Consider the following 15,151-nt stretch of genomic DNA (forward strand, 5'->3'; position numbering starts at 1 on the left):
TATTATGAGCGACTCTATAATTTTAGGTATTGAATCGTCTTGCGACGACACCTCAGCAGCTATCATCAAGGGGAATTCTATTCTTTCGAATATTGCCGCAAATCAGGCTATCCACAAAGAATATGGTGGTGTAGTCCCTGAACTGGCTTCACGAGCCCATCAACAAAACATTATCCCCGTTGTTGAAAAATCCTTTACCAAAGCAAATATACAACAAAATGCAATTTCAGCTATAGGATTTACACGTGGACCCGGACTTTTGGGATCACTTCTTGTAGGGACATCATTTGCTAAGTCTTTGGCTATGAGCCTTAATGTACCGCTTATTGAAGTGAATCATCTTCAAGCCCATATTCTGGCCCATTTCATCGAGGATGCAAATCCTGTGCCGCCTACATTTCCTTTCCTTTGCCTTACTGTAAGCGGCGGACACACCATGATCGTCGTCGTAAAAGACTATTTTGATATGGAAATTGTCGGTAAAACGATCGATGATGCTGCGGGTGAAGCTTTTGATAAAATAGGTAAAATATTTGATCTTGATTATCCTGCAGGACCTATTATTGACAGGCTGGCGAAAGAAGGAAATCCTGATGCCTTCACGTTTAACAAACCTAAGCTTGAAAATTACGATTATTCTTTCAGCGGGATTAAAACATCAGTATTGTATTTCATCCAGAAAGAAGTGAGAAAAAATCCTGATTTCATCAAAGAAAACCTTAATGATCTTTGTGCTTCTGTACAGAAATGTATCATTGAAATCTTAATGAATAAGCTTGAAAAAGCGGCTAAGGAGCTCAACATTAAAGAAGTTGCCATTGCCGGTGGTGTTTCGGCGAATTCTGCCTTGAGAAAAGCAATGGAAAATAACCGTGAAAAACTGGGCTGGAATATTTACATTCCAAAATTTGAGTACACCACGGATAATGCGGCAATGATTGCTATGGTTGCCCAACTGAAGTTTGAAAGAGGAGAATTTACCGATTTAAGGACTACGGCCACTGCAAAATATGATTTATGAAAATATTGTTAGAAGAAAAAATACTTGGAACACATTCTAAGAAAAACTCAAAATATTATTGGGTATTAGAAACGATTACTGGTAAAAATGAAGTTACCCATGAATTTGTAGAAGAAGATTTCCAAATGATAAGTTCGGAAACAGGGTACATCCAGAATATAAAGGAAGAAATTCTTGAGAAAATAAACTCAGAGAATGTTTTTAGTTTTCCGTATGAACCGAAAGAAGGAGATTATCTATCGATTAAAAATAATTTAAGAAAAAATGAATATCTGAATATGATTTTCATGAATAATCTTTGGGTAGAAGAAATCTATATGTGCTCTTATCGTGATTGCGAAGGTGATATTTATACGACAATAAAGACGGGTGTGGCATTTTTAAGCGAAAATGAAATTTACTTTTAATAATCACTTATAAATAAATTCAGGAAGATTCTAAATATTTGAATATGAAACTTTTTTACGGAGAAATTGAGGGAAGTCAGGTAACAATCAACGACGAAGAGCAACAGCATATTGTAAAGGTTCTCCGCATGAAAAACGGTGAAGAAATTCATGTGACCGACGGAAAAGGAAGTCTGGCATCCGGGAAGCTTTTGATTGAAGGCAAAAAAGCAAATATGGAAGTGGATACAATTAAAACGGACTTCCCAAATTTTAATCCGAAACTTCATATTGCAATCGCTCCAACGAAAAATATTGACCGTATCGAGTTTTTTGTAGAGAAAGCCGTTGAAATGGGAATTTCTGAGATCACGATTTTACAGACAGAGAAAACGGAACGTAAAAATATTAATATTGATAAATTAAGAAAGCAAGCAATTTCCGCTTCAAAACAAAGTTTGAGATTTCATTTTCCTATTATTAATGATTTGACTAAAATCACAGATTTTCTAAAAAATACCAGTCCTCAAAACACTTTTGTGGCGCACTGTCATGAAAATCTGGAAAGAACGGACCTGAACCATATTCCGGTGATGGAGCAAGTTACCTTTTTAATCGGCCCTGAAGGTGATTTTTCTGAAAAGGAAATTTCGTTTCTGGCACAGCATAATATCAAAGCTGTTTCACTGGGGAATCAGAGATTGAGAACTGAAACTGCCGGAATTTTCGTTGCAGCATGGAATTATAACAAAATGATTTAGTGGTTCATCTTTTGATTCCTGTTTCGCCTAAAAAGCGGAATCAACAGATGATAGGGAAACAGCGCTGCTAAAACAAAAAAGATAGCATTTCTGAAATCTGCAAGAACGAACACGATATTGTACAGGTGGAATACTACAATGAACAGCATAAAAAATGTAAGCAATTTTCTGTTAAAAGCTCCAAGAAAACAAAGAAGCTGTAAGCTTATTCCTGTCATTGTGAGGAAAACCCAAAGGTTTTCATAGGCATACACCTCTTTCATCCAGACGGGTATGCTGACATCGGCAGCCCAATAGCTTCCGAATGAATTCATTTTTGCAGCATTTTTGTCTATCCACAGCATTTTATCTGTATTGTTCATGAGGTTTTTAATCGTCCCCAAAAACTTACTTGCTCCGGCAAAGGTGTAGGTCATTAAGATCCCCAGATAGAAATACTGTACCCACTTATAATCCTTTTCTTCAAGATTTTTAGGAAGTAAAAAAATACTTAGAAAAAATCCTAATATGACGAGATGATTATCATTATGTAATCCAAAATTGGCTGATAAAGGTAAATTAATAACCGCCATCAGCAAAAATATCAATGTATTTAACAAGTAAGATGGTTTCAGAACTGAAATAATAATACAGACAGCACAGCCAATACAAAGACCGGTAAATAAAAGGATACCCGGAAATTCCGGAAAGATGATTTTTTCCAGCCAGAAGAAGGGCTCATAAACTTCCTTTGGCCTGCCCTGCAGCTGAGAAAACCTCAGGTATTGACTTATCAGCCAGTACAAACCGACTAATCTTATTGCATAATAAGCAATTTTATAATTGAATACTGTAAGCTGAGGATATTTCATTACAAGCCGGTAATCAGTTTTTTATGCAGATTCACTTTTCCTGATCCTATTTCTCTGGGGTTATAGGTTTCTTTATAGAGTAAATACTTCTGAAACTCAGGTCTTGTGTCTTTAGCAAAGATCAGAAGCTTCTTTATATTTTCTGCTCTCTCTTCATTCCTGTCGATCTTTTCGCCATATACATATACAATTCCCTCTTCATCATTGGCTTCATAGCTTTCAGACTTTTTATTGAGGATTCTTATGGTATCACCATCTTTAACTCCGTAAAGTTTATATCTATCTATAGACTTTTCTCCTGCAGCAGGTATGGTAAACAGCTTCCAACCGGAAAACGGATAGATCTCCTTATATCCGATTTCCTGTATGATCAATGTCATCGCGGACATCGATACAGAAAAAAAGAACAGATATTTGGTGTACTTTTTCATGGTATTCAGACCAGATTATGATCTGCCCGATATTTTGCTAAAATTTCCTTTCCGCTCTTAATGGAATTGGTAGCCCAAAGAATTTTCATCCTTAACAGCTTTTCTTCATCTAACTTATAGTCAATATCAGAGTTGATAAGCTTTTGTTTCAATTCGTACATACAAATTGAAGCAGCTACAGAAACATTAAAACTTCTGGTAAAGCCATACATCGGAATGGCAAGTGTCTCATCCGCAAAATCCAGAATTTCCTGCGAAACGCCCTCCATTTCAGTTCCAAAAACTAAGGCTATGGGTTCTGTTATTTCATATTCCGGTAACATTTTAGCATTTTTTTCCAGTGAAACGGCTACAATTTTGTACCCTCTGTCTTTAATATTCTGGAAAGATTCCATATTGCGGGGAAGTTTCTCGACCTCTACCCACGTATCGGCTCCTTTTGTTACACGAAGATTCGGTTCAAAACTGTATTCCTCCTGCAGGGCCACCACTTTATGAAAACCGCAAGCCTCTACAGAACGCACGATCGCTGCGGCATTTCGAAACTGATAAACATCTTCTACCACGGGAAGTACAAAATCGGAGCTTTCCTGCGAAAAATGTTCAATTTTTGCGAGTCTTTCTTCAGTTAAAAATTGTTTTAAATATTCAAAAGTTTGTGCTAAGTCTTTCATCTGCATTCAGTTATTTTTTTCAAGCGACTACTATAACGTCTTTACCAGCATCTTATTTTTGTAAAATACAAAGATAAGCGTTTCATTCATTTTCAAATCTTTGCAAATTAACGTAATTTTGAACTATGAACCTTATCCGGGTTGAAATTCTTAATTAAAAATAATACATGAAACGAAAAGTCCTGCTTATCTATACGGGTGGAACCATTGGTATGGAAAAAGATTATGAAACCGGAAGCCTCCGTGCCTTTGATTTCGGAAATATATTTGAAAAGATGCCTGAAATGAAGCTGATGGAATGTGAAGTTTTCGTACATCCTTTTGCAAAACCACTGGATTCTTCAGATATGGGCCCGGAAGAATGGAGAGTGATTGCTAATTATATTTACAAGAATTATAATGATTATGACGGATTCCTGATTCTGCACGGCACAGATACGATGTCTTATACGGCATCAGCTCTGAGTTTCATGTTAAAAGGGTTAAGAAAACCTGTCATCATGACGGGTTCACAGCTTCCGATCGGTGACCTGAGAACGGATGCAAAGGAAAATCTTCTGACAAGTCTGTATTATGCCAGTCTCTATGAAAATGATGAAGCAGTCATTCAGGAGGTCGCTATTTATTTTGAATATAAGCTCCTAAGAGGAAACAGAACCCTTAAATATTCTGCGGAGTATTTTGACGCTTATGCAAGTCCGAACTACCCTATTTTAGGGCAATCGGGTGTTCATTTAAATATCATCAAAGACAACTTATTCCGTTGTGACCCGAAGGTAGAATTCCATGTGGATGAACATATTTCTGAAGATATTTTATTCTGGAGAATTTTCCCGGGAATGCATCTGAGTCATTTCAGGGAGATTCCTAAAATGAAGGTTCTTATTCTTCAGGTTTTTGGTTCCGGAACGATTTTCAGCAGTGAAAAGACACAGGAAACACTTCAGGAAATCAGAAATAACGGTACTGAAATCGTAGTGGTGAGCCAGTGTATATCAGGTGGTATTTCTTTTGGGAAATATGAAAACAGTAATATTTTCTCAAGAATCGGAGCAATCTCAGGAAGAGATATGACTGCAGAAACAGCGATAACCAAAGCCATGCACCTGATCGACAACCCAAATTACACCGGAAGTTTCGCCGATAACTTCACCAAAAGCCTTTGTGGAGAAATAACTGGTGAAAAATTGCAATAATAATTTGGAAATTCAAGAAAATACTCTATTTTTGCAGTCTCAAAAAGAAAGGTGTCCGAGTGGTTGAAGGAGCTACCCTGGAAAGGTAGTATACGGGTAACTGTATCGAGGGTTCGAATCCCTTCCTTTCTGCAAAGAAAAACAAAGCCTGTGCTGATTCTAGCGCAGGCTTATTTTTTTGTGATTATTTTTAATATGCGTTTAAACGGATCAGGTGTAAAAGTTGGGGCTACACGAAAAGGCTGGCTTATCTGAAGAGAAAAAACGTTCTGTCTTTTATACGTCTAAGTTGTATTCCGAAGTTTTACAAAACGCAAAGGGAGGATGCCATTGCTTATTGATGCGGGAGCTAAGAAATGACAAGGTCGCTGATAAAGCTTAGAAAGAATCAATGAAGTCGATTTCATCATTTGCTTGATTGCAATTTTTTTATTGAATCCGTGCATGCTCGCAATGGAAATAATAAATGTCAAGCTTTGCGTTACATTAAACATCATACCGGCAAAATATTTCAACCTCCTGTTTTTGTTTCCTAAATCTTATTCCTAAAACTTTCCTAAATCTGTCGCTTATTTTGTCATGTTTTTAAACAGTTTTATCAGAATTTGAATAAACATTGCATGAATAAAGCCTCTAATTTTGTATCCACTAATCATTCCCGCTGTTTCACACCGGAATTCATATCTGAATTTTCGGCTTCGCAGCTATTACTACTACTATTCAAAAAATTGTTGATGACATTAAGCATAAGGAAATTCTTCGTCGGGTTATTTTTATTAAGTTTCATGACCGGTATTGTGCAGGCACAGATCAGCCCGCCCGGATTGGGGGATGCCAGTACTGCTTTCTGGTCAGCTTTCGGAGTAAAACGCCAGCTGGATTCTCTGGAAAAAAAATCGACGATGAGCTATATTGCAATAGGCCGCAAAAGTAGCCCTGACAATGATAATTTGTTTTCAAAACAGGCTATTTTTGTAGTAAACCACGAATTTTATCATTCTTTTGCTCCCCATCAGCAATACAGCTATGCCATCAGCTATCGACGACAGCCGCAATACGAGAGTGAGGCGCCCTATGAAAAGGAAAGTACTGAACAGGAATTCAGAATTTACGGACGATATGCCTACACCTTTGACCTGGGTAAAAGGTTTAAATTAAAAAACACGGTAAGACAGGAATTCAGGAAATTTTTTGATGCAGGATTTCATCAGGTTGAAGAAGATTTTCAATTGAGAACCCGTATCAAAAGTCAGCTGACCTACAATTTATCACCAAAAAACAATCAGAAACTGGCTTTGGGTGCAGAAGCCCTGTTTTCGATCAGTCATATGAATGAGCCGGACGCCCAATGGAACTCCTTTGGGTATAGGGAAATGCGGCTTACAGCTTATTATATGTTTAGTATCCCCCATTCTCCCTTTACTGTGGATATCGGCTATATGGATGACCTGATCCGCGGAAGTGAAAGCATTCATCACGGAGGTGTACATTACGTGGCTGCTGATCTGATCTGGAATATTCCTTATAAGAAGAGATAAAAAAAACAAACCTACTCTTTACTTTTTTAAGTCATTTAAATTTCAATATATCATTTTTATTACGCCGAGTTTTGTCGTATGGGGGGACTACTTTTGTAACAGAACAACAACAAGATCTTGCAAGAAGTTGTAATGTTTAACGACTAAGTAACAACACCAAAAAACAAAAAAATGATTAACACTAATGAATTTTTCGCAATAGGGAGTCCTTATCCTAATGATGATTTAGTACAATTGGTAGACAGTTTTACGCTTGAAAACGTAAATTTTAAAAAAGTTTCCATCTGGCATGATGGTACAGCAATGACTCCGGCAAAAGCTGACGGTATTATTTACAGACAGAAAAATTCAGATTATTACGCTGATATAGAATGGTTGAAAACCCGAACAGTGCATGTAAAAAGATTCGGAGCGGTAGGTGATGGAGTTACAAATGATGCTCCAGCTATAAGAAGAATGATTTCGTTTCTTCCACAGAGAGATTTCATTGTGATATTTGAGAATGCAAAATATATGCAAGGAGATGGGTTATTCCGTGTAAGATATGGCGTAGATATAACTCCGGACAGCCAAGGACTTCCTGTGTATATTGGAGAACCAGATACTGGGAAGGCAGATATAGGCCCCGAATTATTCTTTAGCTTTACTGATAAATCGGATTTTACGATCTATGGAAATGGAGCGGTTATTCATGCTCATCCTAACAATCCACCTATCATCAATATGCGTGGCTTTGAATTTATACGTTGTAAAAATTTCACTGTCAAAAACCTTAATTACGATGGCTCTAAAAACAGCAGGCAACCTAATGGAGGAGATCCTGACAAGTATAATAATCAATCTGGTTTTAAAGTCAGTTCTTCTCACCGATATGAATTAGCGGATTGCACCTCCAATAATTGTTGTATGGATGGCTTTTTTATCTCTTCAGATGAGCTTTTTGCAGCCAATAAAAATGAAACATGGAATGAAGATGGAATATTAAAAAATTGTCATGCCAACAACAATTACAGACAGGGCTGCTCCATTGTAAACACTAAAAGATTTAAAGTAATCGGCGGCTCATACACCAATACAGGAAAAACTTATGGAACATCTCCAATGGCAGGAATTGATGCTGAAGAAGGTTTCCTTTCTGACTTTGGAAGAGGAAACACCGATACTGTTTTTGATGGTGTTTTATTTGAAGACAATGGAAACGCCGGACTTTCTCTTCATCTTGGTACCCACGGGGCCAATGTTTCGAATTGTGTTTTTAAAAATAATCCACTTTTTGTAGCTCCTGACCCATTTGCTTTAAGTTGTAATAATACTATTTTCAACAATAATTTTTATGATGCAACTGCTCAGTTAAAAGGTGGTGGAGAGCATTTTTATGGTAACAGGTTTTACTTATCAGCCCAATATCCAAATTTCCATTTTGAGGTAATCTGTAAGCATCCACATTTTAAAAATAAAAAATGTCGCGAAACCCTAGTTTATGACAATTATATTCAAAGAGAAGACGGTAAGGGATCTATTGGACAAATAGCAGGATCATTAACCATAGGTTCTTACAAAGACGGATTAAAGATATATAACAATACCTTCATCAATCTTGCCTCTAAAGACAATTTTCTTTTCATTCATGGTCCACAAGACAGAACACTGGATTTTTATGATAATACGTTCCATAATACGCCAGCATTTATTGCCAATTCCCCTATTGTTGGACTTATTTACACCAATATAGAAGGTTTTATCAAAAATGCTTACAATAATAAAGTGGAGATCCCGGGAATAGCCCCTATGGTTTCTACAGTTAAAAATGCACAATCAGCAAAGCTGATACGAAGCTTCCATCTGGCAACAATCCCTAAAAATAAGTATGTAGATATCACCTTTGATAAAATTTTCTCTTCATTTGATGCAAGAGATCTTTATATTAAGGTAACTACTAAAGGATACTGGTATGATATAGATTCTACACAGGTAAAAGAAGAAATTATATCACTTTCGGATGTAAAACCTATCAGTTATACCGGTAGTTTGGATGATTTTAAAAGACTTCCCGTTTCTACAGGAGTTTATATTAAAAACAATAAGGCTACGCTTACTTTTGGACAGAGCAGCTCCGATTCTGCCAATCAAAAATGGGATCTGGATATTGTCATTGAAGTACTGGGAAATTATACCGACGATTTTTCAGTTGAAATTTCCAGTCCTTATGATACCAACAATCAACCTATGATCATCAATTTACCCATGATCAAATCAGTAAATCAGGCTGATTCGTCAGCTGCTGATATAACAACCTTACGTAATGACTTTAATAATTTATTATCAAAATTAAAAAATGCAGGAGTAATGCAAAACTAAAAATCAAATTCATAAAGATTCCCGATCCATATAAGATCGGGATTTTTTAGGTTGGGAAATCCTTTTTATGCAAAAATCCCGGTCATTGCTGTCCGGGATTTTGTCGGAAGAATATCTTCCATCAATATAATTAAGTATGAATGTATGGTGTAAATGTGTAAATGTTTAATTGCATAATGTTAAAAACTGTCGGCTCATCTGCACATTGAATTTGGCCTCTGATTTCGACTGCGCATAGATGGTATGTTCGAAAGCACGAACTGTTTTCAACTTCTTATCAATAAACTCAGCGATTTCTACGATGGAGAAAATAAATTCCTTATAGGTTGTCATATTCACTGTTTGTCCGTAATAAGGAAGATACGCTTTCAAAAACGGAAGCACCTTCTGATGACGGTTGTAGCTGATACAATAGCCTACTCCTTCTACGGAAGTGATACTGTCATAATGATTGATGTAATCATGGATACTTTTATTTCCCTGTAAAGCAGATCTGTTTTTTGAGCAATACCTGTTGATTTTATCTAAAATATGCTGAGCATATTCCATCATTGAAATATTTTTGAACTCAAATACGTGGTCCAGGTTTTTTCCGGATATTGTATCTTTTTCACAATGGGTACAAAAAGAAATTCCGATCTTCTCGTGGTAGGGAAAGAAGCAGTCTTTAATTTCAATGGAAGCATCTGCCTGCAACTTATCCGCAGCAAAGTTGTAGTAAACGTACGGACTGTACAAATCTGCAAGTGCCTTAAGATAATCTATCTCGCTTGCGTTATGATATTCTTCAAACCATTTCTCAAGATTATGATAATAGTTGCTTTCAAAGTCTGTAAAGTTTAAGTAAAATGGCAATTCCATAGCTCTGTAATTTTGATGAGACAAAGCTATATCTGTAATGCGACAAAACTTGACGTAATATATTTTTGTGTAAATTAATTTTTAAAATAGATGATTGGAGGGAATGGGCAAAAGAATAAAGAATAAAGAATAAAGAATAAAGAATAAAGATGAGAGACGGATAGATGATAGACATATAATGCTGCAATGGCGATTATGTTTTTTTTCAAATACAAAATTCATTGGTAAAGGTACCATGCTTCTATCCCACATTTTCAATTCTCAATTCTCAATTCTCAATTTTCAATTTTCAACTATTTATCGTAGTTTTTCATTACATATTCAAAGTAGTGGATCATTTTCAGGTAGTTTTCGATGCTGAGGTATTCGTTGGTACTGTGGATACTCTGCTGTTCTGCACTGTTGATTTTGATGGGCATAAATCGGTATACATTTTTGCTGACAATCTCATACTTTCCTGCATCTGTACCTGCCATCGTAAGATAAGGAGTCACAATTGCTCCCGGATGTATTTCTCTGACGCCTGCTTCTATTAGTTTAAATGCTTTTGTATTGGTTGGGGATATGGCGGATGCTTCCCTGGTATTATCAATTTCTTCAACTTCCACCTCAAAGCCCTTGGTTGCTCTGGCAATATGATCTCTGACATCCTTTACACTGTTTCCGGGAAGAAGTCTGAAATTGACTACAAATTCCACCTCTGGAGAAAGAACATTGGTTCCGTCGCTGCCCTTCATCATCGTTAAAGCGGTTGTTGTTCTTACCAAAGCATTGGTTGTATTATTTTTGGTTAACTGTGAGATCAGTAACGGTTTTAAAAGCCACTGATTGGCTAATGCAAGCCTTGTTGTAAATGGCATTTCACCACCGATATTATTAAAAAATTCTTTGATTAACGGAGTGATCTCCGGTTTCATCTGATCATCCTCAAGGCGCTGCATGATGACAGCTGCTTTTCCGATGGCGCTTTCCATAGGAGGCATGGATGAATGCCCTCCTAATCCTTTAACTTTAATTTTTGCAGAAAGGAAGCCTTTTTCTGCACAGCCTACTACCGCAACATCAGTATCTATTCCCGCAACATTGCCTTTTCTCATTATCAATCCGCCTTCATCATATACGGCATCGAATTTCAATCCTTTTTTCTTGAAATAATCAGCAATCTGTATTGCTCCTTTTTGTCCTCCTACTTCTTCGTCAAATCCAAAAGCAAGGTAGATATCGCGTTGCGGAATTTGCTTATTTTTAATCAAACTATTCATGGATTCCATTAAAGAGAAAAGCATCCCTTTCATGTCGATGGCTCCCCTTCCGTAGATCCTCCCATTTGCCACAACGCCTGAAAAAGGTGCAAAATCCCAATCTTCAGCTACTGTTGAAACAGGCTCCGAAGGTTGATCATCCGGGCGGAATATATTTTCTTCTTTATTTTTTATATCGGCATCTCCCGGAGGAACTACATCCATGTGGGAAAGGAAAAGAATCGGTTCTAAGGACTGATTACTGCCTTTCAGCCTGAACACAAGACCATATTGATTGACCTCAACGTTTTCTGTATATTGAAATACCAGTGGATAAGATGTTTTCAAATATTCTTTAAACCGGGCAAAAGGTTCATAATTAAATTCACCCAAACTTCCTGTAGATACTGTAGGAATCTTTATTCCTCCGGAAAGGTGCATGACTGCTGAATCGTTTTTTACAGGTTTCCACCCTTCTCCTGTTCCTGTATTGTTTTTCTTAAAAGGATAGGTATACGTTTTAACCAGAACAATAGCAGCAAGGATAACAATGATCCCCAGAAGAATTAAAAGAAATTTTTTCATAGCAATAGGTTTGTGATGTAGTTTGGTCTTATAAATATAGGAAAGTATTTCTTCTTTAACAACATTAGCCTCCGCCCGTATCGATGATTTCACATACATCTCAAAAATAAAGGCTGCTTTACGAGATTTTATGCAGAATCTTTTCTGTGTATAATTCAGGTTGCACCATCGGTCCTATTCATTTGTGAAACAATATCATCGCAGCTGATCGTCATAGTAGTACCGAAAAGACAAAACCTTTCCGGTTCCGGAAAGGTTTTATTTATTTTTAAAACAGATTAATTGAGAATTCCGTTCATGTGGGTAAGGATGACCGGAGCTCCGTCGGTAACAATGATCGTATGTTCGTGCTGAGCCATATAGCCTCCTTTATTTCCAACCATGGTCCACCCGTCTTTAAGTTCTACAGCAATATTTGAATCGGTAGAGATAAAGGTTTCAATGGCCACTACGGAGTTTTTCCTAAAGCGTCTGGTATCGAAACGGTTCCTATAATTAAGCAGTTCATCAGGTTCTTCGTGTAAGCTTCTTCCCACCCCGTGCCCGCCGAGGTTTTTGATAACTTTATAGCCTCTTTTCCTGGCTTCATTTTCCATCAAAGCTCCGATGTCAGCTATTTTCACGCCGCCTTTTATATTATTGATGGCTTTTTGCAGAATTTCTTTAGACGCCTCTACCAGTTTCTGGTGTTGATATTTATCTTCTCCCAGCACAAAAGATCCGCCATTATCAGCCCAGTACCCCTCAAGTTCTGCAGATACATCAATATTGATCAGGTCACCTTCTTGTAGTATTCTTTTTTCGGAGGGAATCCCGTGACAGAATTCGTTATCTACGCTGATGCACGTCCAGCCGGGAAATCCATAGGTAAGATAAGGGGCCGATTTGGCTCCGAAGTCGGCTAATATCCTGGCTCCATATTCATCGAGATCTTTTGTCGTCATACCGGGTTGAGCATATCGGGTCATCTCCCGTAACGTATAGGCTACCGCTTCACTTATTTTCTGCATTCCTGCCAGTTCGTATTCGTTTGTGATGGACATTGTCTTTATTTTGATTGTTGATATTGACAAAGTTATGAAATTAAAACAGGGAAAAAGAAAATCAATATTCAATGGGATTGGTATTTGAGACCGGTTGGTCTGACAAGTTCTGTTGATAAAGAGTGGAAGTAAGATATTCTTGATCTTTTATAGTGTTGAAACGCTTATTAGCTTGAGAATAGCAGATACCTTACAGAGATCAAAATTAAGAGCTTCTCTATCATTATCCAATATCTTTTCTAAAAACTCCCAATCTTCTGTTGCTTCCGATCGTAAGTTTAGGCTCTTCATACACATTAAATGATTCGTCAACAGGAATATTCCAATATAGATCCTGTTTAAAAGAAAATTTAGAAACCTCAGACCTTTCTAATTTTTGCACCAAAGTCAATAAGAGTTTTTTTATATCTTCTTTCCGAATTTCAATTGTTTTTTCCATTTGTATTTTTCTTTATCAGTACATCTGCCCCATGAAAGGATTTGTGCAGCAACAAGGTTCGCAGTCTTCGTAAAAGATTCTCTTTTACTTGTCTGTCCAAATGGTCATTGTACTGGTAAATATATAGTTTTTCTTATAGTAAAGCCACTACATTGTAGTGGCTTTACTTTTACTTAGGGGGCACCCGTAAGACTTTCGCTAGCGAGGTAGAAAGCCGTTATATATATATTATTAAACTTAATTTTATTTTTAATTCAAATCAAGTAAATTTTTAGGAATACTTTTATTACTTATAAAAGTATTCACTTTATTAATATCTAAATTCATTGGAAATAACGTTCCTTCTACAGGAGTCCACATCTTATCAATTATTTTAGAATTATTAATTAACTGTATGAATTTTTTGTTAGCTTGTATCTCTATATCGAAGATATTTTGATTTCCAACCATATCAAATCCCCCTAAATAAATTGATTCAGCAGGATTATATTTATTGCTTAAATCATCACGAATAATGTCATTATTTATTTTAAGAAAACTAAAATCCACTGCTACAAAGTAACAATAATCTATAAATTTCAAGCTATTATTTTTATTTAATTCATGATTGGAAATACCCAAGTTTATATACGGAACTATTAAACTTTTAGTAGTAAATATTATATGTCCGAAATACGCATCTGAAGTGTGAATCTCATTTATATCATGACTATATATTAAATCTTTAAACATACTTATTTTATTTTTTGGAGAATGATTTGATTAATTTTTCCGTTTATAGGTGTCCCATTTGATTTTAAATATCCATTATTAAGTACATCCTCTGCCTTATTTAAAACCCTATATTCACTTAACCCATTTGCTTTTCCATTCCAAATAGAATTAAAAAATTTATTCGACATAGTACCTCTAACTGTAATGCGGCCGCCTTTAGCTAAGGATGAATATACATCAGCTAAGAAAGTAGCTTGAGGATTATTTACAACAATATTATCTACTGATCCTTTAGAAAAGTATTTACCAAAATTACCTACAATATCTTTAATTCCTTTTTCTGCAGCTATATCAAAATTTATATAATTTTTTAATTTTGAATATTTTCCTCCCATTAGGTCAACATTTACTTCAAATGCACCAACGTGTCCAGTACCCATCCCAGAACCCACTAGTCCATGCTCTGTAGCCCATCTAATACTACCTCCAACATTCGTTTGCATATACCCTGCCATTTGACCTCTAAGATCATCCATTCTTGCTTGTCCTGCTGCATCAAGAGCAAACGTATTTCGCGTATTACTATCAAGCCATGCAGATAAAGGTCCTCTGATATTATCTTGTATCCAATTAGAAGTTCGATCTCTAAATCTACTTAAGGCATTTCCTGGTGGATCAACTCCATATTGTGAAAAATCAAACTTAGAAAAATCATATGTCTTTGCAGCCAAAGCTTTCAAAACATCTGCTATTGCATCTCCTTTATACTCCGTTCCATAACCGGTTTCATAATCAGTTTCATAAACACCGCCACCGCCGCCAGGGGCTAAAGTTTCTCCATAATCTATATTACCGTATGATCCTCTTCCCAACCAATTGGGGTTTGTCCAACCGGAAGTCGCATCAAGACGAGAATCTGACATCATCCTAAATTGGTTCAAGGGAGCCATTCCATCAGGATCGATAAAACTGATCGGGTTATTGAAAGCATAGTTATAAGGAGAATACCTTCTCATGGCTTCTGCCAGTGGATCTATCACGCCCCATCTTCC

General features: G+C 36.5%; 15 protein-coding genes and 1 tRNA gene. 7 read left to right on the forward strand and 9 right to left on the reverse strand.

Features of this window, described 5'->3' with window-relative positions; all coding sequences use genetic code 11:
• Positions 1 to 4 precede the first annotated feature (4 nt).
• The 3 genes from tsaD to M030_RS0112995 are packed head-to-tail and all read left to right on the forward strand — an operon-like array spanning position 5 to position 2,168.
• Positions 5 to 1,021 carry a tRNA (adenosine(37)-N6)-threonylcarbamoyltransferase complex transferase subunit TsaD gene (tsaD, locus tag M030_RS0112985; protein ID WP_027373904.1) on the forward strand — a complete coding sequence of 339 codons (1,017 nt, stop codon included), beginning with the start codon at positions 5 to 7 and terminating at the stop codon, positions 1,019 to 1,021.
• On the forward strand, positions 1,018 to 1,428 hold the full coding sequence (locus M030_RS0112990; RefSeq protein WP_027373905.1) for a hypothetical protein: 411 nt from the start codon (positions 1,018 to 1,020) through the stop codon (positions 1,426 to 1,428). The genes tsaD and M030_RS0112990 overlap by 4 nt, the downstream gene beginning before the upstream one ends.
• A 44-nt stretch (positions 1,429 to 1,472) precedes the next feature.
• Positions 1,473 to 2,168: an RsmE family RNA methyltransferase gene (locus M030_RS0112995; protein ID WP_027373906.1), complete on the forward strand. Its 696-nt coding sequence runs from the start codon at positions 1,473 to 1,475 to the stop codon at positions 2,166 to 2,168.
• Here M030_RS0112995 and M030_RS0113000 read toward each other — a convergent pair.
• The 3 genes from M030_RS0113000 to M030_RS0113010 are packed head-to-tail and all read right to left on the reverse strand — an operon-like array spanning position 2,165 to position 4,130.
• Positions 2,165 to 3,019 (reverse strand): hypothetical protein, encoded by an 855-nt coding sequence (locus M030_RS0113000; protein WP_027373907.1) that lies wholly within the window; start codon positions 3,017 to 3,019, stop codon positions 2,165 to 2,167. The two genes, M030_RS0112995 and M030_RS0113000, sit on opposite strands and share 4 nt — an antisense overlap.
• Positions 3,019 to 3,450, reverse strand: a complete 432-nt coding sequence (locus tag M030_RS0113005; protein ID WP_155860248.1) for a hypothetical protein — start codon at positions 3,448 to 3,450, stop codon at positions 3,019 to 3,021. Before M030_RS0113005 ends, M030_RS0113000 begins: the two co-directional genes overlap by 1 nt.
• A 5-nt stretch (positions 3,451 to 3,455) precedes the next feature.
• A complete protein-coding gene (locus M030_RS0113010) occupies positions 3,456 to 4,130 on the reverse strand; it encodes a TrmH family RNA methyltransferase (protein ID WP_027373909.1) in 675 nt (224 codons plus the stop codon).
• A 161-nt stretch (positions 4,131 to 4,291) separates the two neighbouring features.
• Here M030_RS0113010 and M030_RS0113015 point away from each other — a divergent pair, with 161 nt between their 5' ends.
• The 4 genes from M030_RS0113015 to M030_RS24950 all read left to right on the forward strand — a co-directional run bounded on the left by M030_RS0113015 (position 4,292) and on the right by M030_RS24950 (position 9,216).
• Entirely contained in the window at positions 4,292 to 5,320 is a 1,029-nt protein-coding gene (locus tag M030_RS0113015; RefSeq protein ID WP_027373910.1) for an asparaginase, read from the forward strand.
• Positions 5,321 to 5,365: 45 nt separating this feature from the next.
• Positions 5,366 to 5,452 (forward strand) — tRNA-Ser (locus M030_RS0113020).
• Between the two features lie 602 nt (positions 5,453 to 6,054).
• Positions 6,055 to 6,858 carry a DUF2490 domain-containing protein gene (locus tag M030_RS0113025; protein WP_185097394.1) on the forward strand — a complete coding sequence of 268 codons (804 nt, stop codon included), beginning with the start codon at positions 6,055 to 6,057 and terminating at the stop codon, positions 6,856 to 6,858.
• Positions 6,859 to 7,029: 171 nt separating this feature from the next.
• Positions 7,030 to 9,216 (forward strand): right-handed parallel beta-helix repeat-containing protein, encoded by a 2,187-nt coding sequence (locus M030_RS24950; RefSeq protein ID WP_051585050.1) that lies wholly within the window; start codon positions 7,030 to 7,032, stop codon positions 9,214 to 9,216.
• Positions 9,217 to 9,381: 165 nt separating this feature from the next.
• Here M030_RS24950 and M030_RS0113035 read toward each other — a convergent pair whose 3' ends face one another.
• The 6 genes from M030_RS0113035 to M030_RS25770 form a co-directional block, all read right to left on the reverse strand.
• The gene (locus M030_RS0113035) at positions 9,382 to 10,077 is read right to left on the reverse strand and encodes a hypothetical protein (RefSeq protein WP_027373912.1); all 696 of its coding nucleotides are present in this window, start codon (positions 10,075 to 10,077) and stop codon (positions 9,382 to 9,384) included.
• A 293-nt stretch (positions 10,078 to 10,370) separates the two neighbouring features.
• Positions 10,371 to 11,903: a M20/M25/M40 family metallo-hydrolase gene (locus M030_RS0113040; RefSeq protein ID WP_027373913.1), complete on the reverse strand. Its 1,533-nt coding sequence runs from the start codon at positions 11,901 to 11,903 to the stop codon at positions 10,371 to 10,373.
• A 278-nt stretch (positions 11,904 to 12,181) separates the two neighbouring features.
• On the reverse strand, positions 12,182 to 12,946 hold the full coding sequence (gene map, locus M030_RS0113045) for a type I methionyl aminopeptidase (protein ID WP_027373914.1): 765 nt from the start codon (positions 12,944 to 12,946) through the stop codon (positions 12,182 to 12,184).
• Positions 12,947 to 13,169: 223 nt separating this feature from the next.
• Positions 13,170 to 13,385 (reverse strand): hypothetical protein, encoded by a 216-nt coding sequence (locus M030_RS0113055; protein WP_027373915.1) that lies wholly within the window; start codon positions 13,383 to 13,385, stop codon positions 13,170 to 13,172.
• Positions 13,386 to 13,634: 249 nt separating this feature from the next.
• Positions 13,635 to 14,117, reverse strand: a complete 483-nt coding sequence (locus M030_RS0113060) for a hypothetical protein (protein WP_027373916.1) — start codon at positions 14,115 to 14,117, stop codon at positions 13,635 to 13,637.
• A gap of 2 nt (positions 14,118 to 14,119) precedes the next feature.
• The coding region (locus M030_RS25770) for a hypothetical protein (RefSeq protein ID WP_027373917.1) at positions 14,120 to 15,151 on the reverse strand (1,032 nt) is incomplete at its 5' end.

This window comes from Chryseobacterium sp. UNC8MFCol (assembly GCF_000482305.1).
GTDB lineage: Bacteria > Bacteroidota > Bacteroidia > Flavobacteriales > Weeksellaceae > Chryseobacterium > Chryseobacterium indologenes.